This is a genomic window from Helicobacter didelphidarum (genome assembly GCF_003364195.1).
GTDB classification, from domain to species: domain Bacteria; phylum Campylobacterota; class Campylobacteria; order Campylobacterales; family Helicobacteraceae; genus Helicobacter_A; species Helicobacter_A didelphidarum.
In genome coordinates, this window is sequence record NZ_NXLQ01000025.1 from 1 (window position 1) to 21,363 (window position 21,363).

At 32.0% G+C, this 21,363-nt stretch carries 19 protein-coding genes; 9 read left to right on the forward strand and 10 right to left on the reverse strand.

From position 1 onward, the window contains the following. The coding region (locus CQA53_RS08615) for a ComEA family DNA-binding protein (RefSeq protein ID WP_181882405.1) at window positions 1-156 on the forward strand (156 nt) is incomplete at its 5' end. Window positions 157-680: 524 nt separating this feature from the next. Here CQA53_RS08615 and lolA read toward each other — a convergent pair. Continuing rightward, window positions 681-1,232 carry a LolA-like outer membrane lipoprotein chaperone gene (gene lolA, locus CQA53_RS08620; RefSeq protein WP_245945813.1) on the reverse strand — a complete coding sequence of 184 codons (552 nt, stop codon included), beginning with the start codon at window positions 1,230-1,232 and terminating at the stop codon, window positions 681-683. Between the two features lie 52 nt (window positions 1,233-1,284). Continuing rightward, on the reverse strand, window positions 1,285-2,622 hold the full coding sequence (locus CQA53_RS08625; protein ID WP_115543600.1) for an MFS transporter: 1,338 nt from the start codon (window positions 2,620-2,622) through the stop codon (window positions 1,285-1,287). Window positions 2,623-3,177: 555 nt separating this feature from the next. Here CQA53_RS08625 and CQA53_RS08630 point away from each other — a divergent pair. The 7 genes from CQA53_RS08630 (at window position 3,178) to CQA53_RS08660 (ending at window position 11,252) form a co-directional block, all read left to right on the forward strand. Next, on the forward strand, window positions 3,178-4,347 hold the full coding sequence (locus CQA53_RS08630; RefSeq protein ID WP_115543601.1) for a pyridoxal phosphate-dependent aminotransferase: 1,170 nt from the start codon (window positions 3,178-3,180) through the stop codon (window positions 4,345-4,347). A gap of 259 nt (window positions 4,348-4,606) precedes the next feature. Then, entirely contained in the window at window positions 4,607-4,918 is a 312-nt protein-coding gene (rplU, locus tag CQA53_RS08635; RefSeq protein ID WP_115543602.1) for a 50S ribosomal protein L21, read from the forward strand. 9 nt (window positions 4,919-4,927) lie between these two features. Next, window positions 4,928-5,194, forward strand: a complete 267-nt coding sequence (gene rpmA / locus CQA53_RS08640; RefSeq protein WP_115543603.1) for a 50S ribosomal protein L27 — start codon at window positions 4,928-4,930, stop codon at window positions 5,192-5,194. A gap of 429 nt (window positions 5,195-5,623) precedes the next feature. Next, entirely contained in the window at window positions 5,624-7,168 is a 1,545-nt protein-coding gene (gene gpmI / locus CQA53_RS08645; protein ID WP_115543604.1) for a 2,3-bisphosphoglycerate-independent phosphoglycerate mutase, read from the forward strand. Window positions 7,169-7,337: 169 nt separating this feature from the next. Next, window positions 7,338-8,759, forward strand: coding sequence for a DNA adenine methylase (locus CQA53_RS08650; protein ID WP_245945814.1), 1,422 nt, complete (start codon window positions 7,338-7,340; stop codon window positions 8,757-8,759). Continuing rightward, a complete protein-coding gene (locus tag CQA53_RS08655) occupies window positions 8,756-9,700 on the forward strand; it encodes a DNA adenine methylase (protein ID WP_112051466.1) in 945 nt (314 codons plus the stop codon). The genes CQA53_RS08650 and CQA53_RS08655 overlap by 4 nt, the downstream gene beginning before the upstream one ends. Continuing rightward, on the forward strand, window positions 9,687-11,252 hold the full coding sequence (locus CQA53_RS08660; protein WP_115543605.1) for an AlwI family type II restriction endonuclease: 1,566 nt from the start codon (window positions 9,687-9,689) through the stop codon (window positions 11,250-11,252). Before CQA53_RS08655 ends, CQA53_RS08660 begins: the two co-directional genes overlap by 14 nt. Before the next feature lie 260 nt (window positions 11,253-11,512). On the opposite strand, the gene CQA53_RS08665 is transcribed toward CQA53_RS08660, so the two are convergent. Together CQA53_RS08665 and CQA53_RS08670 are read right to left on the reverse strand one after the other, a co-directional pair. Further along, on the reverse strand, window positions 11,513-12,109 hold the full coding sequence (locus CQA53_RS08665) for a peroxiredoxin (RefSeq protein WP_115543606.1): 597 nt from the start codon (window positions 12,107-12,109) through the stop codon (window positions 11,513-11,515). Window positions 12,110-12,449: 340 nt separating this feature from the next. Beyond that, window positions 12,450-15,269: a phosphoenolpyruvate carboxylase gene (locus CQA53_RS08670; protein WP_115543607.1), complete on the reverse strand. Its 2,820-nt coding sequence runs from the start codon at window positions 15,267-15,269 to the stop codon at window positions 12,450-12,452. A 73-nt stretch (window positions 15,270-15,342) separates the two neighbouring features. Here CQA53_RS08670 and ilvC point away from each other — a divergent pair, with 73 nt between their 5' ends. Continuing rightward, window positions 15,343-16,368 (forward strand): ketol-acid reductoisomerase, encoded by a 1,026-nt coding sequence (gene ilvC, locus CQA53_RS08675; RefSeq protein ID WP_115543608.1) that lies wholly within the window; start codon window positions 15,343-15,345, stop codon window positions 16,366-16,368. Between the two features lie 73 nt (window positions 16,369-16,441). On the opposite strand, the gene CQA53_RS08680 is transcribed toward ilvC, so the two are convergent. The 6 genes from CQA53_RS08680 to CQA53_RS08705 form a co-directional block, all read right to left on the reverse strand. Continuing rightward, window positions 16,442-18,205, reverse strand: coding sequence for an ankyrin repeat domain-containing protein (locus CQA53_RS08680; RefSeq protein ID WP_115543609.1), 1,764 nt, complete (start codon window positions 18,203-18,205; stop codon window positions 16,442-16,444). Window positions 18,206-18,221: 16 nt separating this feature from the next. After that, a complete protein-coding gene (locus CQA53_RS08685) occupies window positions 18,222-18,434 on the reverse strand; it encodes a hypothetical protein (protein WP_115543610.1) in 213 nt (70 codons plus the stop codon). A gap of 54 nt (window positions 18,435-18,488) precedes the next feature. Continuing rightward, window positions 18,489-18,758: a type II toxin-antitoxin system YafQ family toxin gene (locus tag CQA53_RS08690; protein WP_115543611.1), complete on the reverse strand. Its 270-nt coding sequence runs from the start codon at window positions 18,756-18,758 to the stop codon at window positions 18,489-18,491. Window positions 18,759-18,760: 2 nt separating this feature from the next. Then, window positions 18,761-18,976: a hypothetical protein gene (locus tag CQA53_RS08695; protein ID WP_115543612.1), complete on the reverse strand. Its 216-nt coding sequence runs from the start codon at window positions 18,974-18,976 to the stop codon at window positions 18,761-18,763. 38 nt (window positions 18,977-19,014) lie between these two features. After that, window positions 19,015-20,679 carry a hypothetical protein gene (locus tag CQA53_RS08700; RefSeq protein ID WP_115543613.1) on the reverse strand — a complete coding sequence of 555 codons (1,665 nt, stop codon included), beginning with the start codon at window positions 20,677-20,679 and terminating at the stop codon, window positions 19,015-19,017. Between the two features lie 204 nt (window positions 20,680-20,883). Further along, window positions 20,884-21,261, reverse strand: coding sequence for a hypothetical protein (locus CQA53_RS08705; RefSeq protein ID WP_115543614.1), 378 nt, complete (start codon window positions 21,259-21,261; stop codon window positions 20,884-20,886). Window positions 21,262-21,363: the final 102 nt, after the last annotated feature.

Consider the following 21,363-nt stretch of genomic DNA (forward strand, 5'->3'; position numbering starts at 1 on the left):
GAAGCAAAAGCAAAAGCAATTATTGAATATCGTTCTAAAACAAGATTCAAGAAAAAAGAAGATATTATGCAAGTCAAAGGCATAGGACAAGCAATATATGATAAGATTAAAAATGATATTATTGTAATAACACCAACACCACAAGTGAAGAGGTAAACAAATAAAACATATTTTAGATCTTGAAACACAGAGTATTTTTGTTAGATATAGTATTAAAAAATAATAACTTTTTATAATTGAATTTTACAGAATTAATAAAAGTATATAGGAAGAATGTAAGTGTGAGTGATATACTGTTGCCCATGATTACATTAAGTTGTAATCGCCTAATCTCGTTGTTATCAATAACTATTACTAGGTATTGTTTTAATAAATGTTTCTCGCTTAGAATCTCACAATCATAAAATCTTTTAAAAATCAATATAATAAGACATTGTATTCTTTTTTGCTTTTCTTAAAAAATATTTTTTTAATATTTTTATTATAAATTCAAGAATTAATGAAGTGAAATTGCATTAAAGAAAATCTTGTATCATAATAAAAATAGTATAAGATTTTATCTTCTTTTTGTTGTTGATATGAGCCATATACAGATTATACAAGAATTTGAGAGGGAAATTATCGTAAATAACAAGCGGAGTTTGAAGATAATTTGGGTATCAAGGAAATTATATAGTTTTTTAATTTGCATCAATGTATTCCACCCCCTCTGGTGGTTGGAATATAAATATTTCTTCGCGGATTGGCTGATTAATGATGATATTATTAAAAATAATCATTACATTGTTATCTAAACTATCTCTATATGAAAGTGAATGCAATTTAGAATCTTTTATCACAACAAGATAGTCTGTGCCATCAATTCTTGTTTTATAATTATTGTCTGAAACTTTTTGAACTTGTTTGAGAATATGGATAAAGTCAATATTCTCTTTCAGTGTCCCAATAGTTACTTGTTTAAGATCTGGCTCATAGATATATGCCCCATTTTTTTCTAAATAGACCTCTTTTGTAAGTGGTTTTATATATTCCCATTTAATTTTATTATTTGAGGCATAAATTTTCCCTGAATATATAACTGGAATTGCACCCCTTTCACCTTTTATTTCTTGGATAAAATCACCTTGCAGACTATTTATATTACGCCATTCCTCTGCTCCATAGCAAACATATAATAGAGACATTGCAATAAAAACTATCCTTAAAAAACCTTTCTTATAAATTTGTGTCATAATTATCCTTTATTTAATTTGATTTTTTTGTTTTGAATAAAAACTTTGAGAGTTATTCCCTATTGATGAAGTCTTGAATATGTGCTGAATCTAGAATCTCTGTATTATATTTAATCGTTAAAATATTTTCTTGTAGATTCTCATACCATTCCATAATACCATCAAGAGTGTCAAGAGATTCTAGATTTTTTATTTTGGCTTGATTGATTGGTATGTAAATCGTATGCGTAACATGAGGTTTTTTAATTGTAGAATATACAAAAAAGAACCAAAGCAACATAACAAACATCAGTGAGCCAAAAATAAACCAATGATTTAGGGCAATCTTTTCATAGGAGTTAAAATATCCTCCAATCATTGCACCGACAAAACTACCACCAAATCCTGCAGCACTAAAATCTCCAATGATTGCACCACGATATTTTGCTTTTGCATATTTACTGATAAGACTTTGCAGTAATGCTTCTTGTATTGAGAATGCTCCAAAAAATACAGCTAATCCAACGGCAAATACAATAATATTGTCAATAAAAAATGCCATACAGCTATATGCTATAAAAAACATAAGAATGCTTAAGAGTAAAACTTCTTTTGACCTCCCTCTTTTTTCACTAAAAATAGATGTGGGTCCTAGCACAAAAATACCTGTAAAAACAGCTGGTAGATACACATACCAAAAATGTATTTTTTCTAAGTATTCATTGAGTATAATTGGTGTAAGGGAGAAAGTCAAAATCATTAAAAATTTTTCAATAAAACCACTTGCACTGATTGCAAAGATACTCCTTTGTATTTCTTTTTCTATTGCAATATTTACATCATGGGTGGGATAAGCATATTTTATTTTTGGAGTAGGCTTTACCGCAATGATTGCAATAAGTAGGGATATAATTGTTACTATTGTGGTTAAAGTAAAGAGTGAATTTAAACCATAATGCCCCCCTAAAATCGACCCAAGTATCATTGCTACAACAAAACTTATAAAGATTCCAACACCCATAAGAGCCATAGCCGATGTTCGCTTTTCCTCTCTTACAGAATCTGCGACAAGTGCTGTCAGCAACCCCCCAATAGCTCCTATTCCTTGCACACAACGCCCAATGATTAAATAATAAATTGAAGTTTCAAGCATACAAATAATTGAACCGATAAAGAAAATTAATAGTCCAAGTATTAAAATTGGTTTTCTCCCATATTTATCACTTAAACGACCAAAAATTGGTTGGCAAATCATTTGAAACAAATAAGGAGCACCTATAGCTAAACCTACATTTAAAACATTTGCATGAGGCATTGCTGCAATTAAAAGTGAAATTACTGGTAAAACGATAAATAGTCCTATAAATCGAAAAATCAAAATACTTAAAAAAGGTAAAATCTTAAGAAACATTTATCACCTAAAATACAATATAATACGGAAGTTTGACACCAAATACGAATTCATGTTTTTTAAAGTCTTTGAAAAGAGAGCTTTATTTATTGCCTACAAGAGTTGAACTTTAGTAATTTTATGTCAATCTTAAAAAATACAATTTCAAAGTATGATGTTATATCAATATCTAAATTAATGAGAAAATTAAATATAGTATTGAAAAAGTATTAACTAAAATTTTTAGAAAAATAAAAGCAACATTATAGCGAAAAAAATTAATATAATATCCTTAGATTATAAGCTGGTTACAATAAATTCATTAATTCTGTATAGTCAAATATCACTTCTTACACAATAAAACAAAATGCAATTGCTAATTTTCAAAATAGTTGAGAACACCCAAGACATTGAAATTAAATATATCGTTTAGTGAAACTTACGCTAAATAATAGCACTAAGAACAGGGCGGTAATATTAAAATATTTTACTTTTCTATTGCATTTGTGCTGAAATTATTGTAAGATTGCATGAATGAAAAACTTGTATCATAGTTATTTTTAAGGAGTTAATCTTATGGAAAATGTTGAACAAACAATCAATAGACGCGATATTCTTAAGGTAGGTTCACTTGTTGGAGCAGTTGCTTTAGGTGGTCTATTATCACCAATGCAGGCAGTTTCGCAACCTTTTAAAAATCCAACACGAGATAAGCCTCTATTGCTTGATTCAAACGAAAATGCGTATGGTTTCTCAAGTTTAATTGAGAAAAATTTAGTAAAAGAACTTACAAATATGAGTCTGTATCCAATAAAACCTGAGCAACAATTACTTACAGATATTGCAAAATTTTACAATGTTAAAGAAGATAGAGTATGTCTTACAAATGGTTCTTCAGCTGCATTGCAATCAGCACTTTATGCAGTTAATAAAATGGCACAAGAAGCCAATCTTCCATTAAGAATTATTGTGCCTAATCCAACTTTTGAATTTATAGAGGCGTATGCAAAGCCATTAGACCCAGAAATAATCAAAGTAGAATTAGATTCAAAATTTAATTTTGATATTGATAAAATGAAGAAAAGTGAAATGGAATTTGATGGTGTATCGCTTGTGTATATTTGTAACCCTAATAATCCAACAGGAAATATAGCAAATCCTAATGATTTGTATTCATGGGTGCGTAATGCAAAATCCACAACAATATTCTTATTTGATGAGTCTTATGCTGAATATGTTGCCGATTCCGGCTTTAAAAGTGGAATTGATATGTTAAAGGGAGGTGCGAAAAATATTATTATAACACGCACTTTCTCTAAAGTTTATGGACTTGCTGGTTGTCGTATAGGATATGTTTTAACAACTCCGGAATTACAGAAAAGAGTTAGTGAGTTTCTTCAATTAGTAGGGATTAACTTTGTTGGTGCGAAAGCCGCAAGTATTGCATTAAAAGATTTTAATTTTAGACAATATACCATTAATTCAAACATCAAATCAAGAGAAATTGTTACAAGAACACTTGATTCTTTGGGATTAAAATATGCTCCATCGCATGGTAATTTTATTTTCCACGAGATTGCTGGTGATTTTGATGATTTTGTAAAAAATATGAAAAATCAAAATGTTCTTGTTGGACGCAAATTCGATGTATATGATAATTTTTGTAGGGTAACACTTGGCACTCCAGATCAAATGCAGTATTATGTAAAACTCCTCAAGAATTTTAGAGAAAAAAGATATATTTAATTTGGATTTATATCAAACTTTTGACTTTTTGTGACTTACTTATCGTTTATAGCGGTTAGTAAGTTTATTTACTTTTTAACTTCTTTAATTTAATTGTTCCTATGTTTTTATCAATACTGAAATCTTTTTCTAAATAGCTACTAAAAAGATTTGTTGATAAGAAATAAATGAAAACAACAATATTTTATTCTTAGTGTTTTAAAATAAACAAAAATATAGTATAATTTTGTTTCATATTTTTATTTTAAAAGGGAATGCTATGCAAGTTATATTTAAGAACGGAGGCAAACAATACAAGGCACAAGTCGGTGATATTTTGCTACTTGATAAATTAAGCCTTGAGCCAAAGTCAAAACTGGAAATTACAGAAGTTCTAGCAATTATCAATGATGAAAGTTTAGAAGTGGGTAATCCTCTTATTGCAAATGCAAAAGTAGAATTAGAGGTTATTAATGAGGGCAGAGCAAAAAAAGTTATTGTCTTCAAAAAACGACGCAGAAAAGATAGTAAGACGAAAAGAGGTTTTAGACGAGATTTTACTCGTGTAAAAGTTACAAATATTAGCAAATAAGGAGTTTTTATGGCACACAAAAAAGGGCAAGGTAGCACACAGAATAATAGAGATTCTGCTGGAAGGAGATTAGGTGTTAAAAAGTTTGGTTCTCAGTTTGTGCGTGCAGGGAATATTATTGTGCGACAAAGAGGAACGAAGGTGCATGTTGGAGATAATGTTGGTATTGGGAAAGACCATACAATATATGCTCTCACGGATGGTGTGGTTGTTTTTCAACAAAAAACAAAACAACGAAAAAAAGTATCTGTGATTCCAATGCCAATAAGAAATTGAAAAAGGAACAGAGTTTAATATATCTTAATATCAGATTATGATAATCTGATATTGCAGTTCTTTAGAAATTGTAATTTTTTGGGAATGTTAGACTCTTGCACTTTGTATATTCACTTTAACAGTCTTTTTTCTACAATAGTAATAAAATATTTAGTGATTTATTGATGTCTATAATTTTTATAATAATATGATAAGTCGTAAGAATATAAATGTCTATTGTTCTAGCAATAGTAAGATTTGCAAAAGCATTACAAATATAGATATATAGTAATTTTTTTACAAATTATCCCAAAATACCACTATTATTCAATTGTTTTTCTATTTTACTTCCAATGAAATTTATTTATTTGATTTTTTAATATAAAATTATGATGTATATTTTATAGAATCTTAGGGATTCTGCAATTTCATAAATAAGGCGGTTTCAGTATGGAAGATAAGGTTATTCTGATTATCACAGATGGTATAGGGTATAGTGAAAAAAAAGAATATAATGCATTTTATCATGCAAAAAAACCGCATTATGACTATCTTTTTGAGCATATACCGCACTCCTTTTTGCGTTCATATGGCAAAAGCGTTGGATTGCCAGATGGACAAATGGGTAATTCGGAAGTTGGACACATGTGTCTTGGTAGTGGCAGAATCCTCTATCAAGATTTGGTAAAAATTAATAATGCGATTAATGATGGAAGTATAGAAATCAATACCGCTTTTACTGATTTGTTACAACATACAAATATTTTGCATTTGGCAATTTTGGCAAGTGATGGTGGAGTACATGCTCATATAGACCATGCAAAAAAATTAGCACAAATAGCAAAGAGACAAGGCAAAAAAGTATGGTTGCATTTATTTAGTGATGGACGAGATGTTACCCCTAAAAGTTTTTTAACACATTATGAACGTCTTAAAGATATTTTAGATTCTGATATTCGCGTAGCTACTCTCTGTGGTAGATTCTATGCAATGGATAGGGATAAACGATGGGATAGGGTGCAAAAAGCCTTTGAGGTAATTACAGAAGGTAAGAATCTTCAAGAGTGTAGTGTTGAAGAATATGTAGCAAAATCATATCAAGAAGGTATTTATGATGAATTTATTTTGCCTGCTAGTTTTAGTGGTTATCATGGTATGCCAAAGGCAAACATACAAATGCAATTTCGAAATACAAAAAATAATTCCATAAATTTCCAGAATAAAGATTCCCAAAGTGAGGGTTTTATCTTTGTCAATTATCGTAGTGATAGGGCACGTGAAATTGTATCAAGTCTTGGGTTAAAAGATTTTAATGGGTTTAAACGCGATATGCCCAATATAATGATTGTTTGTATGTGCGAGTATGATGAAACCTTCCCTTTTCCAATTATGTTTCCTAAAGATAAAGTGAATCATACTCTGGCACAAATTATTTCTGAGAATGGTTTAAAGCAAGCACATGTTGCAGAAACTGAAAAATATGCACATGTAACTTTCTTTTTTAATGGAGGCAAGGAAGAAGTGTTTTTGAATGAAGAAAGGCTTTTAATAGAATCGCCAAAAGTTACAACCTATGATTTAAAGCCCGAAATGAGTGCAACAGAGGTGGCTGATGGGGTATGTGATTTTATTAGAAAGGGATTTGATTTTATTGTGGTAAATTTTGCGAATGGAGATATGGTCGGGCATACAGGTAATTTTGAAGCAAGTATAAAAGCAGTAGAGGCAGTAGATAAGGAATTGGCAAAAATATGGAATCTTGCAAAACAAAATCAATATAGCATTGTTATGACAAGCGATCATGGGAATTGTGAAGAGATGAAAGATTCTAACCTCAATCCATTAACCAATCATACAATCGGTGATGTTTTTTGCTTTATAGATTCTCAAAATGTTAAAGAGATACATGATGGTGCACTTAATAATATAGCACCAACAATTCTTAAAATTATGGGCTTACCAATCCCAAAAGAGATGGACCAACCATTGTTTTAATTATAGTCTTTGGAAAAGCAAAGATTCTCGCTAAGAAATATTCCCCCTCAACCAAAGCCAAAATTTAACATAGAATAGGTTACAATTTCGCAATAATTTATTTCAAGAGATATGACAATGCGAAATTCTCCCAAAGTATGCACAACACGAGCGATATAAAAGAGTGTCTATGCCTAATCCTTTAGTTTTTTCGCACAAAGATTCTATGCGAGATAAATTGCACATTCCCAAAGGAGATTGCTTGCAAGCACCAGCTACACACAATCCGAACTCATTCAAACTTTCTTCACGGCGTTATACAGGTGCAAAAACAAAGCTTTTAGAAAAAATAGATTCTGTGATTTCAAAGCATTGTTTAGAATCCCCTATGAGCAATCTCAAGGCAAGAGATACAAGCAACACACAATCTTTACATAATACCACCACACAAGATTGCATTCATTCATCAAATAATCAACGAGTTTTCTTTGATGTCTTTGGTGGGACAGGTGTAGTGAGTGAATATTTTATGCGAAAAAGAAATAATATGAATGATATAGAGGGATTGAGAGAGACTAAGAATCTTTGCTTAGGGGAGCAAGATTTAGCGAATATTTCTCATAAAAAAAGTTTAGAAGAACCAAGTAAGCAAGATTCTATCATTCTTTCTCACGAAACAAGCTTGGGAAAACTAAACAAGCAAAATTCCTATAATGATTTTAATCACTTTATTATCAATGATTTCTTGTATTCAAACTATACGATTTATCAAGGATTTTTCTTACAAAGTCCTTTTGATAGGGCGAAGATAGAATCTCTAAGAGAAGAATATCAAAAGCTAGATTCTAAAAAAATTATAGAGAATTATTATTCTAAGCACTTTGGAGAGAGGTTTTTTAGTAAAAATGATTCTAAAATCATTGGACACATTCGAGATAATTTAGACACAAAGCTAAAGGCTCAAACTATCAATCATAAAGAATTTTATATTTTACTTTCAAGTCTTCTATATAGTGCTGATAGGATAGCAAACACGGTGGGGCATTATGATGCCTATCGTAAAAATAGAATCTTGGAAGATAGATTTATTTTTCAGCTTATAGAACCAATAACAACTGATAAAAAAATAGAGATTTTTAGAGAAGATTCTAATGCTTTGATAGCAAAAATGCGAAAGACAAAACGCAATAGACAAGAAAAGTGTATCACTTGTGCCTTTATTGACCCTCCTTATAATTCGAGGCAATATAGTAGATTCTATCATTTACTAGAAACCTTAAGTAAGAATAATAAACCCAAACTCTATGGTATAGCACAAAAGCCAAATCCAGAGAATATAAGCAAATATTGCAAGGTAGAAGCAAAAGAAGCGTTCAAGGACTTGGTAACAAATCTCGCGCAAATTAGTAAAAATATCGTGGTTACTTATAATAATACATATACTTCTCATTCGGCTTCAAGTCAGAATAAAATGCAACTCGATGATATTAGATTAATCCTTGAATCTTGTGGTAAAATACATATTTATGAGTTTGACTATAAGGCTTTTAGTAGCGGAAAGACAGATTTTAAAGGACATAAAGAATTTATCTTTATAAGTGAGACGAGATGACGACACGAATCAAAAACCCCACACTTTTTAATGAGACAAAAATAATTCGCTCTCCATTTTTTTATGTAGGAGATAAGTATAAGCTTATGCCACAATTAAAAACATTGTTTCCACAAAATATCGATACTTATATAGAACCTTTTGTTGGTGGTGGAAGTTCATTTCTTAATACAAGTGCAAATTCTTATATTCTTAATGATGTAGATTCAAATATTATCTCCTTGCACAATTTCTTTAAAAATCAACAAAATTATTTTCACGAAATAATCAATAAAATATTTTCTTTAATACAAAAATACAATCTTTCATGCTCATTAAAAAATATTATCCCATCAAAAGAATTGCGAGAGGAATATAAAAAAACATATTTTGCAAGATTCAATCAAGAATCGTATATAAAATTACGCAATGATTTTAATGCAAATAAAAATGACATTTTACGATTATATCTCTTGCTGATTTATGGATTTAATCATATGATAAGATTTAATAGCAAAGGGGATTTTAATCTTCCTGTTGGAAATGTAGATTTTAATGAAAATGTTTTTAATGCATTACAAAACTATATAGAATTTATGCGTAACAATAATATAATATTTTTTAACCTTGATTATATTCATTTTTTAAATAGTATAGAAATTCAACAAGATGATTTTCTATATTTTGACCCACCATATTTGATTAGTGGAAGTGAATACAACAAACTTTGGGGTGAATTACTTGAAATACAACTTTATCAAACCTTGCAAGATTTAGATTCTAAAGGGGTGCGATGGGGTATCACGAACTTATTACATCATAAAGGAAAAATCAACCATTTCTTACAAGATTTTATGAAAAATTATTCTACACATTATATTAAAAGTAATTATATAAGCTTTAATGATAATACCATTAAAAAAGATTCTACGGAGGTTTATATAACAAATGTCAAAAATTAAAGATTCACAATTCAAAATATTATCTTTTAGCACAACTATGAGAAATCCATCAAGGATAGCGGATTTTCTTAAAATATTATTACCTTATGAAAATCATCTTTTAACGCACGAAATTATTATGCAAATTATTGCCGACTTAATCAAAAATAAATTATACATTCCAATTTATGCAACAAAATACTATAAAGAAATTATAGAATCTTATGAAACTTTTACAGAATCTCAAATCCAAGAAATTCTTGATAATTCACCACAAAATCATAAAGAAGCGGGATTTAATAAAGGATGGGATTCAAGATTTGATACATATTACAAGCTTCCTATGGAATTTGGATTTTGTTTTTACGAAATGAACAAACCCATTATTATCTCAAATACAGGACATTTGTTAATTGATGCAAACAACGAAGTTCCTACTAATGAGGTAAAAATTTCTAATGTATTTTTAAATTGTATGATGAAATATCAAACCAATAATCCATTTAGAAAGATTCTCAATGCAAACAAACCTCTACCACTCTTACTTAATGTAATGAATCATCTCAAAACTATACAAGGGGATTCAAAGATACATACAAGTGAAATTCCTTTCTTTCTCTGTTGGCTCGATTCAAATTCGCATAAATTAACAAGAAAAATCATAGCTTTTCGAGAAAAATATCCCAACTTTCAATATTCTAATGAAATAATTTATGAAGAGTGCTTAAAAATTTTAAACTCTACAAACACAATTCGATTCAAAATCTCACAAATCTGTGGTGAAGCAATCGATGAATATATCAGGAAAATGCGTATTACAGGTATTATCTCATTGCGAGGCAATGGACGATTTATTGATTTTAATACATTTGAAATGCCAAAAATTGAATACATACTTGAATATTATTTGCCAAATTCTAGGATATTTGATACTAAAGAGTCATATTTCAACTTTATGGGACAAATAGATTCTCATATTTTAGAGATACAAGAAAATATAGCAAGTATTGATACCAATCATTTAAAATTACAGACTTTAGAATATTTTGCAAAAACTTATAGCAAAGATTCTATCTATAAGGAATTATCAATGCTCACTTCAAAAAAATCTCAAAGCAAAGATGAGATTTTTAAGTTTATCCCAGAGCCTACAAGGTTTGAATTTCTCACAAGCATTGCGTTAAAGCAAAATTTTAAGAATCTGAAAGTTTTGCCAAATTATAGTATTGATGATGAGGGCTTACCAAAGTGCCATGCAGGCGGTAATCAGCCAGATATTATTTTTATCACAAAAGATTCTCAAAACATAGTTGAGGTAAGTCTTATTTGTGGTAAAGCACAGGTCAATAATGAACTACTACCGATTGCAAGGCATTTAAAAGAAATCATCAAACAATCAAATCAAACATATCATTTTGCACTTTTTATCGCTCCTAAAATCTTTGAAGATTCCAAAAGATATGTAAAATTTATAAAATTTGATGAAAATTTAGAGATAAAAAATTTTGAAATACTTGAATTTATTGAAAAATTACAAGATAAGGAAGATATTATCAATCTCCTTGAGGAATAATCCATAGGCATTAAAGTTTTAGAGAACTTTCTGCAATTTGACATTGAGGGAATCTGCTTTTAAGTTTAGATTCTAATAAGCAAGAAAGAGCTTTGCAATATTTATCGCTCCATATTTAGATAAAAATGTCTTAAATGATTTTAGAGCTATAAAAGGAGATTTAAGATTCTATCTTATGAATAGAATCTTAATAAATTGCTACCATTATAAGATGACCTATAATGAGACTTTATAAGGTAACAAAAAAAAGGGGGGCAAAGTTATAGGTTGCTCGCATTTTCTTTTAAATAGCTTTTTACACCATCTGCAGTGGGCTTCATACCTTTTTGTCCTTTTCTCCAACCAGCAGGACATACTTCACCATGTTCTTCATGGAAAAGTAGTGCATCAGCCAATCGTAAAAACTCGTCCATATCTCTACCAAGCGGTAAATCATTGATAGTTGCTTGACGAATAATTTGGTTTTTATCAATTAGAAAAGTTCCACGCAATGCAACCGCACCATTAAATAATACTTCATAATCGCGTGAAATTTGTTTTGTAATATCAGACACCATTGGGAAGCTCACTTGTCCAATTCCACCATCTTCAACTTTCGTATTTTTCCATGCAAAATGCACAACATCGGAATCAATGGACACACCAATTACATTGAATCCTTTTTCATTGAATTGTTTCACTCTATGATCCATGGCTAAAATTTCACTAGGACATACAAAAGTAAAATCTTTTGGCCAAAAGAATAAGATTGCTCCATTCTTACCAAGATTCTTACTTAACTCAAAGTTTTCAACAATTTGATTATTCGCCAATACTGCAGGAGCAGTGAAATCAGGTGCTTTTCTTGTAACTAACATATTTTTCTCCTTAATAAAAATTATTAAATGATAACTAATAATTACCATTGAGGTATTGTAACAAACTTTATTTAACAATTAAATACTTATATGCCAACTTTTGTAACGAAATTTAACATAATTGTTATATTTTATTTTGAAATATTGTTCTCAATCAAGGTTATTTAAGCTATTTTTCTGCATAGAATCTATTTAAAGTTTGCATTATGCTTCTTTCAAATACTTTAAATTTCAAAGTAAATTTAGCAAAACTATTCATACCTTTCTAAAATTATTTCGCATAAAATTTGTAAGGTCATGGTTATGTATTGCCAATAATTTTAGAGTATCATATTTATAATCAACCTGTATTGCGTATTCCTTGTGCGATACCAATAATTGTCCCATGAATTTGTTCCATAAGACGCATACGTAAATCCTCATATTTTGCACTCTTATATTTTTTAATAAGTTCAAGTTGTAAGAGACTTAAGGCTTTAATGTTTGGCATACGTGCAAGAATTCTATCGCGAATGTCTGGACTTTTTTCAAGTAAGTTATTTTCATTACGAACGATTAAGAGCCATTCTAAAGTTTTTTTATATTCATCAGAGATTTTCCCCCAAACATTTTGTCTTAAGCCGAAATCCTCCACAAATTCATTATATTCCTCTGCTATTTCCATATCTACTTTAATGAATCCTTGTGTAATATTATCAATAGTTGTCTTAAAAAATATAGAATCATTATAGCATTCTTGCAATAATTCGCGGTTATCAAATCCATTTAAGGCACTTCCTAGCCCATACCACGCAGGCATAATAGAGCGATTTTGTGTCCATGCAAATACCCATGGAATCGCACGCAAATCCTCTACTTTTTGCGTATCCTTGCGTTTGCTAGGACGAGAGCCAAGATTGAGATTCTGTATAAACTCTATGGGCGTGGCATTTTTAAAATATTCGATAAAATTTGGTGTGTCATAGACAAGGCTACGATAGCTTCGATAAGAAATGCGTGAGAGTTCTTCAAGCTTAGGCAAATATTTATCAACCTTGTGTTGAGATATTGCTTCAAACGATTGATTTGTGGTGTTATTTTGAGATGTTTTTGTTAAAGACGAATCTGTTCCATGAATGGAGAAATAATCATGTGCAACTTTTTTTAAGAGACTAGCAAGTGTAAGAGCAAAACTACGAATGGCAATTTTTGGATTAAGGTAACGAGATGAAATAATTTCACCTTGTTCGGTTGTTTTAAGCGTTGAGCCAACACTTCCTGCAGGAAATGCCAAGAGTGCACTTTCAAGTTGCCCACCGCCACGACTAATGCTACCACCTTTACCATGAAAGAGCATAAATTGGATTCCAAGTCTTGATTCTAATTTTACAAGATTTGATATTGCTTTATATAATGAATAGTTTGAAGTAAAAATGCCACCATCTTTACTAGAATCCGAATATCCAATCATAATTTGTTGTGCATTCCGCGAATCTTTAAGGTATTGTTTATAATGTTCATTTTTTGTGAGAATCTCTAAAATTTCTTCAGCGTGTTCTAAATCATCGATGGTTTCAAAAAGTGGCGTGATAAACACCCCTGCTTTCCCTTCTTTGATAATGGTTTCCCCACTTTCACTTTTTTTAATTTTACCTCTTTGCCACAAGCCACTACAATAAGCCAAATAAAGCACAGCAAGTAAATCACTTGCTTGTGTTGTCATAGAAACAATAAAGCTTTTGAGAATATCTTTGCTAATTGCTTTTTTTGCCCATAATACGCGTAAAAATGCGTTTAGTGTGTGGCGCGTTTGCGGACTTACATCCCACAAGATTCTATTAAGATTTGTTGGCGGATCGTTTAGTGCTTGATTGAGAATCTCAATCTTTTTTGATTCATGTCGTTGTGAAAAATCACTATCCGTATAACCCAGCAAACAAAGAACTTCAGATACTGCACTAAGATACATATCTCTATGTTCACGAAAATCTAATTGCATAAGGTGGAATCCTCCAAGCAAAACAAGATTCCGCAAAGATTTTAACCTTTTTGAAGCAGTGTTATCAAGGGATTGAATCAACATATCAATATCTTCTAAGAGTTCTTTTGGACTCTGATAGGTAAAATCTATATCATTGATAGAATTTACCTTAAGGAGGTGATTTTGTAATTTTAATTTAATAAGATTCAGTTTTGCACGATATGGCTCTCTTTCGTGAAGCTTTAATGAAGTTTGGTTGAGATAGGCTTTTTCTTTTTGCAACGATTTTTCAAGATCTTTATTGAGTTGAGAAAAATCAATTGAAATTGATAATTCACGAATAAGCTTATTAATTTCATTAATATAAGTATTAATAATAAGCTCGTGTTGCATCTTCATAACGCGAGTCATGAGTTCATTTGTAACAAATGGATTGCCATCTCTATCACCACCAATCCAACTTCCTAATTTTATTGGAGAAATTTTAAGAGGTTTATTAAGACGATTTGACACTTGATTAAGAACACGCAACGCACTTGGTAAAATACTATTTTCAACAATAAATAAAAGATTGTCAAGCTCAAATATCACTTCAAGTTTTTCACTCCGCACAAGATGACTTTTCCATAACAAATGCAAACGATATTTAATATTGTCATAACTTTGCTGAATCTCTCTTTGCTTGTTTGGCAAAACATTATCGGGTGTGTAGAAATAGTTTTCAATTTTTTCTAATTCACGCGTAATTTCTTGGTGTGCTTCAAGAAAAGTCCTGCGTCGAGATTCTGTTGGATGTGCTGTAAAAACAGGATAGAAGCGAATAGATTCCAAAACTTTGTCGCAGTCAAGTTTATCAAATCCCTCTTCTTCAAGTGCTTGATATGCTGCTGCTATACTACGAGAAACGCTTGCAATTCTTGCTTGTTCTTGTTCCTCATAAATATTTAAAATAATATTATGCAATGAACATGCTTTGATAATACCAACTAAATGCTCACTTTCGCTAATTTCTTGGAATAATGCTTTAAGTTCTGCTGAATTTTGCATATCACCACTTAGAGATTCAAAGAGAGAAAGAAAAACTTTCTTAACTTGCGGATCATTCTCTTCAATAACTTCAAGCAATATATCTTTTAGAATCTCATATTTTGAAAATTCGTCTTTAGTATTTTTTTCTTTTTGTTGTGATTTCTGTTGCATTTCATTCCTTTGTTGTCAAATTTTATGTTAATATATAGTAACATATTTTTGATTATATGACAAGGAAAAATACATGGCATTAAAAGTTTATTATGATAAAGATTGCGATTTAGGACTTATTCAAAAAAAGAAAGTTGCTGTGATTGGCTTTGGCTCTCAAGGACACGCCCACGCTGAAAACTTGCGAGATAGTGGCGTAGAGGTGGTTATCGGGCTATATAAAGGTGGCTCAAGTTGGAAAAAAGCAGAGGCAAAGGGCTTCAAAGTGCTTGAAGTCAGCGAAGCGACAAAGCAATGTGATGTCATTATGATACTTATTCCTGATGAGTTGCAAGCCGATGTGTTTCAAAATGACATTTTGCCAAGTCTTAGTGAGGATAAAATCATTGCTTTTGGACATGGATTCAATATTCATTTCGGGCAGATTAAAGCACCTAAGGGTGTAGGCGTGATTATGGTCGCGCCCAAAGCACCCGGACACACCGTTCGGAGTGAGTTTGTGCGCGGCGGCGGGATACCTGATTTAATCGCAGTAGAGCAAGATACAAGTCGTGGCGATGCAAAAGCCATAGCCCTAAGCTACGCAAGTGCCATTGGTGGAGGCAGAAGTGGAATTATCGAAACGACTTTCAAAGATGAGACAGAAACAGACTTATTTGGCGAACAAGCCGTGCTTTGTGGCGGGGTTACAAGCCTTGTGAAAGCGGGATTTGAAACGCTTGTAGAGGCTGGGTATCCCGAAGAAATGGCGTATTTTGAATGTTTGCATGAGTTAAAGCTCATCGTGGATTTGATTTATGAGGGCGGACTTGCAAATATGCGCTACTCTATCTCAAATACTGCTGAATACGGCGATATGGTGAGTGGTCCTCGCGTCATCAATACAGAATCTAAAAAGGCGATGAGAGAGATTCTCAAAGACATTCAAGAAGGCAGGTTTGCAAAAGACTTTATTTTGGAGCGCAAAGCAGGATATGCACGAATGAATGCCGAAAGAAAGAATCTCGCTGCACACGATATAGAAAAGGTAGGCGGAAGACTTCGTGCGATGATGCCTTGGATTGGGGCGAATAAACTTGTGGATAAGGATAAAAATTAAACTTTTAAGCTTACCTTTGAGGCAAAAAGTATTTGGAAAGCCACTTATATTAAAAAGTCGCACCATGACAAGCTTAATGGGTAAGCAATGATTCTATATGTTGAATATCCTCTAAATCGTGAGAATCTCGCGTATTATAAGGGTTTGTTTTAAATCGCTCATTAAAAATATCGAGAGCATTTTTGCCCTTGGTATTGCGTATCTCCTTGTTCGCTCCATTTTCAAGCAAAAAAATGATACTTTTATGCGTTTTAATCATTCCTAATAAATCCAATAATTGTGTATTCCCTTCCTTTCTTTGTATGTTTATATCCGCTCCTGCTTCTATGGCTAGGCGCAAACTAGGGAGCTTATGGAGTTGCAAAAATATACTATTTATTTGTTCTTTATCTATACTGCCATATTCCTTGCGTATCAAGTTTATAGCAAGGCGCACGATGCGTTCATATTCATCGACTTCATCATTATTCCCTATATTATAGTCTCTCATAAAGGCTTTGTGGAGAATTTTAGAATCTGCTTTTGCTCCTGCTTTAGCAAGTCTTATGATAACTTCTGCATTCGCATACTCAAAAGCAAGGAGCAAAGTATCTGTATCTGCTAATATATCACTTGATAATGGGCGTTTATTCATAAATAATAAAATGGCTTCATTATTAGAATAACTCAAGGCGTGTTGAAATATTGTTTTATCAAAATCCGCGCCATATTTCAAAAGCAATGCGGCAAGCTTGCCGTCTATTTTTTCGTCATAAAAAAATGAGGCTTTTAAGACATTATTCAACACTTCTTTGAGTTTTTTTGTATCAGCATACGCGACACTCTCGCTCTCAAGGAGTAGTCTTAGTATTTTTTCACTTTGCAGAGATTCAGTGAGTATATGAGTATCTAATGCGTTTGCATTGTAGGCGAGGAGGGTTTTTACCATTTCTATATTCCGTTTGTCTATGGCAATAAGCAAAGGACTGCTCTCTCTTTTTTTTCCAAAAAGATTATAAATCCCAGGCATAAACTTATCTTTGAGGTAACATCTTTGGTTTGGATTATGTGCAGGGAATAAAAAGCTAGGTGTGCCAGATTCTAAAAGTGTTTTAGTCCGCTCTATATCGCCATTGCTGACTGCTTCGCAAATGCTTTGGGAATTAAATCGTGTATGCTTATATGCCCAAAACGCGCAAAAAATGCCACACACAATAAAACATATTACTAAAAATCGCTTGAAGCTTTGTTTGGCATATTTATTATGCACACTTGACTTAGCCTTATTGAATCGTTCAAAATTTTGAATGTTGGATTCTAACCATAAGTCATTGCTATGAGCGTTTGTCGTGGGGATTGTGGATAGAGAATCGTATTCTAAGTATTCTTGCAAAAGTCGCACCAATAAAGCAATAGAAACCAAAGCAAAATATTCATTTTCAAATGAAGCGATATTGTTAAGCTTTATGATCTTATCATTTTGAAGCTTTTTGTTTTCTTGCCCATAAAATTCACATTTCGCAAGGGTAGGTTTTGTTTGATGATAGTTATAGAATCTCACTTTCATCAAATATTCTTGCTTATTTTTGCTCCATTCTACAATGAACTTTCCCTCACTATAAGAGATTTGAAGCTTTGGAAGTGTCTTATAGGGATTTTTGGCAGTGCTGAAAATATAAACAATTTGAGAGAATAACCCCAAAGCAAAAAAGACAAAAAATACCACAGGGGCATACAGGAGTGAGAATATAAAGAGTATGCCCGAATAAGGTCCAATGTTTAGTGAATAAATAAATACCACTAAAGGCAACAAAACACCTAAGACTATCCCTGCTATACTCAAATATTTAAAAAACAAATTTCACTCCCAATTTTCACTCTAATACCTTTTTCTTAAAATCCTCAAAATCCTTGCATCGTATCACATCACCACATTCCACTGCTTTGATAGCTTTGATTGTCCTTTTGCTTAGTTTTGGCTCGATAGTATCAATACGAAAATCTAGTGATGGCTGCGTTTGCAATATCGCTTTTATGGCTTTTATCATATTTTTATCAGCATTTTTTATTGTGATAGCGACTTCCATAATATCACTCCTTGAAGCTTTTGTGTCATTATATCATTTTTCTTTTTCATTGTTTTAAAATACTTCACTATGTGAGCCGATACGCATACATGTAAGCAATAAAAGATTCTCATTCTTTTTGTAGATAAGGAGCAAATCTGGTTTGATATGACATTCTCTATATCCTTGATAGTTCCCTTGCAAGACGTGGTCTTTGTATTTGGATTCTAATATTTCACCATTTGCAAGTTTTTCAATGAGAGAATCTACCATCTCTTTATGTCCTTGTTTGACTATTTTTTTATAATCTTTTTTGAATTGAGTGCTGAAATCAACTTGATACACATTTAATCCTTAAGCAATGCCTCTCTTGCCTCTTCCCATGAGGCAAAGGGTTTTCTTGTGCCATTTTTAATGTCTCTTTCTATCTCCTCGCATTCTTTCATAGCTTCCAAAGTCTCATCATTTGGGTATTTGATAATCTCTAAATCCTTTTTAAGTCCTTGCAGAGATTCTAAAACATTCAAAAGCTCAAAATCTACATTTTTTAATGTAATTGTCATCATTGCTCCTTAAAGACACAAACTTCAATGAAATTATATCATTTTTCTTTTTCATTGTTTTCTTTCACACTCGTATCCCATATCAAAAAGCCAATAGGGAAACTCCCTTTGACATTATCAAAGGTATAAGCGGGACAAATGAATCCTTTTAAAAACTTTGCTTGAAATGCTGAGCGGAATGTGATGAAGTTGGTGGAATTGAGGTATTTGAGTTTGCTAAAAGCCGCCAAAATGCAACCATCAATCTCTTGATAGATTCTAAAGAAAAATTGTGCGAAAAGTTCATTCATAGCGTTACCACCCACAAGTGATAGGTATTTTTCGTAAGTTTTTGTAGAATTCGCAACAAGCGGTTTGCCGTTTCCACCATAAGAACTTGCCTCCGCATAAGGTGGATTGATAAAAATAATGAGCTTTTTGCGTTTTTGCTCATCACTTAGAATCTCTATGAGATTTGCGGGGAGTTTGGACTTCTGACAATACTTGCATTCCTCATCAAAGCTCTCTTGGTGATTGTTACAGGCTTTATCAAAGAGAGTATCATTTAAGAAATCAAACTGAAAGATATGATTTTCTAAGAGATTTGTCCCATTTCTTATCCGCTCTTTGAGAATCTCTATATCTGCTTTATCTAGGGTTGAGGCAAAGATATTTCTAGGATTGGTAAGGTTGGCTAGTAAATTCCCTGTCCCTGCTGCACAATCCCAAATATAATATTCATCTTGATAATCCTCTCCTAAGGCTTTCTCCAAATACTCCTGCGCTCTATTTACCCATATTTGTGGAGTGAAAAAGCTCCCTTTACGCTCTCGTATATCTTGTGGGACAAGCAAATCCCTCCGCTCTAAAATATAATCCCAATACTCCTCCTCTGGTGGTCGCTCATAAATCGCCCAAAATGTAGTATGTGCCTTTTGATTGTCGTTAAAGCTTACTTCACTAAAATTCAGTCTCCCGCTTGGCGTGCGTTCAAGATTGATTTTATAGCTCTCTCTTTCAAGCAAGATTCGAAGATTTTGCATAATTTCTTTTGTGCTATTGTCATGACTCAGCAAATCTGCAAGGTAGAAATCAGATTCTAAAATATCGGGTTTCTCTGCTTCAAAATCTAAGCTAATACTTGGCTTCACACTTTCATGCCATCTTTGATAGACATAGACGAAGTTATTTTTCGTGATTTGAATCTTTTGTAAGTTTTTGTTTATAAGCGTGAAGTTTTCTTTGATGAAAAGCTCTAGCTGGGATTTGTCGTGTGAAAAGTCAAATTGTAGCTTTTTAGATTCTATATTCTGTTGTATATCTTTATAGAGTTGGAGAAACTCTTTGCTTTCATGATTGCTTGGTGCAACATTCCAATTAAAATCATTTTGAGAAAACACACCTTGAATCTCATGCCATTCAAGAAAAGCGATTTTCTCACAATCAAATGCCCCTAAGAATATCGGGGGGAGATTCTCCTCAAATGTTCTTTCTTTGCCAATCGTAAGGATTAATTGCACAAAAGATTCTATCAAATCAGCTGTATTGCCCTTTTTTGCTTCTGCCCAAAGGAAATTGATTTGATGAAATAAGGATTTATCATCATAAGAGATACAAAAATCAATCTTGCCAATGATACGCGTATGATTAAATATCTTATGATGAAAAAAGTCATTTGCGACTTTGTTTTTCAGCTCTTCTTCGCTTATATTTTGTGAATACATTGTGTGCCTTTATGTGAGATTCTCTCTTCACAAAATGGAATCCTTATGAAAACTATGAAGAGGAATTCTAAACTTACTTAGGAAAATATAAGGAGGCATTATAGCGTTTTTGTTGCTAGAATATTGATAGAAATGCTAGATTCTCTATGAATGAATCCGCTTCCCTTTCATGTATCAATCAATTCTCCATACATTATGCCCACACTAATCCCGCATGACATTATTTGCAAAAAGCTCTCCATAAGGTGTTTTGTCTCGCACGAGAGATAAAAACGCAAAAAGCTCATGATTGTTTTGAATAGATTCTAAGATGAGTTTGAGAATCTGCGTCGAATCTGATGGCGGAATATGCTTTAGTATCGAATATTTTGATGAGAAATGACGAAACATCTTGTCAATAAGCGGGGTGTTTGTAATCTCGACAATGAGCGAATCAATAGGCATTTTAAAAAACATAAGATTCTTATCTTTATTCAGAGAAATATACATCGTATCCATACCAAGCACTTTTGTCGAATATGAATCAAACAAATATAAATGTTTGTTGTAATTATCATCAAAGACTTCAAGCATAGTTTGCAAAATGACAATCTTTTGTTGGCGACTATACGCATTGCCGATAGGGCAAAAGGCAAATTTGAGGAGGGATTCTATTTACTCTGTTTTATATTTAGGTTTTATCTC

Bases quoted from the DNA above. Each gene is read 5' to 3' on its own strand.
- CQA53_RS08650 (WP_245945814.1), top strand. From the start codon at position 7,338: ATGCCTAATCCTTTAGTTTTTTCGCACAAAGATTCTATGCGAGATAAA.
- CQA53_RS08630 (WP_115543601.1), top strand. From the start codon at position 3,178: ATGGAAAATGTTGAACAAACAATCAATAGACGCGATATTCTTAAGGTA.
- CQA53_RS08655 (WP_112051466.1), top strand. From the start codon at position 8,756: ATGACGACACGAATCAAAAACCCCACACTTTTTAATGAGACAAAAATA.
- ilvC (WP_115543608.1), top strand. From the start codon at position 15,343: ATGGCATTAAAAGTTTATTATGATAAAGATTGCGATTTAGGACTTATT.
- rpmA (WP_115543603.1), top strand. From the start codon at position 4,928: ATGGCACACAAAAAAGGGCAAGGTAGCACACAGAATAATAGAGATTCT.
- CQA53_RS08660 (WP_115543605.1), top strand. From the start codon at position 9,687: ATGTCAAAAATTAAAGATTCACAATTCAAAATATTATCTTTTAGCACA.
- CQA53_RS08700 (WP_115543613.1), bottom strand. From the start codon at position 20,679: ATGTATTCACAAAATATAAGCGAAGAAGAGCTGAAAAACAAAGTCGCA.
- CQA53_RS08670 (WP_115543607.1), bottom strand. From the start codon at position 15,269: ATGCAACAGAAATCACAACAAAAAGAAAAAAATACTAAAGACGAATTT.
- gpmI (WP_115543604.1), top strand. From the start codon at position 5,624: ATGGAAGATAAGGTTATTCTGATTATCACAGATGGTATAGGGTATAGT.
- CQA53_RS08665 (WP_115543606.1), bottom strand. From the start codon at position 12,109: ATGTTAGTTACAAGAAAAGCACCTGATTTCACTGCTCCTGCAGTATTG.
- CQA53_RS08695 (WP_115543612.1), bottom strand. From the start codon at position 18,976: ATGACAATTACATTAAAAAATGTAGATTTTGAGCTTTTGAATGTTTTA.
- CQA53_RS08685 (WP_115543610.1), bottom strand. From the start codon at position 18,434: ATGGAAGTCGCTATCACAATAAAAAATGCTGATAAAAATATGATAAAA.
- CQA53_RS08625 (WP_115543600.1), bottom strand. From the start codon at position 2,622: ATGTTTCTTAAGATTTTACCTTTTTTAAGTATTTTGATTTTTCGATTT.
- lolA (WP_245945813.1), bottom strand. From the start codon at position 1,232: ATGACACAAATTTATAAGAAAGGTTTTTTAAGGATAGTTTTTATTGCA.
- rplU (WP_115543602.1), top strand. From the start codon at position 4,607: ATGCAAGTTATATTTAAGAACGGAGGCAAACAATACAAGGCACAAGTC.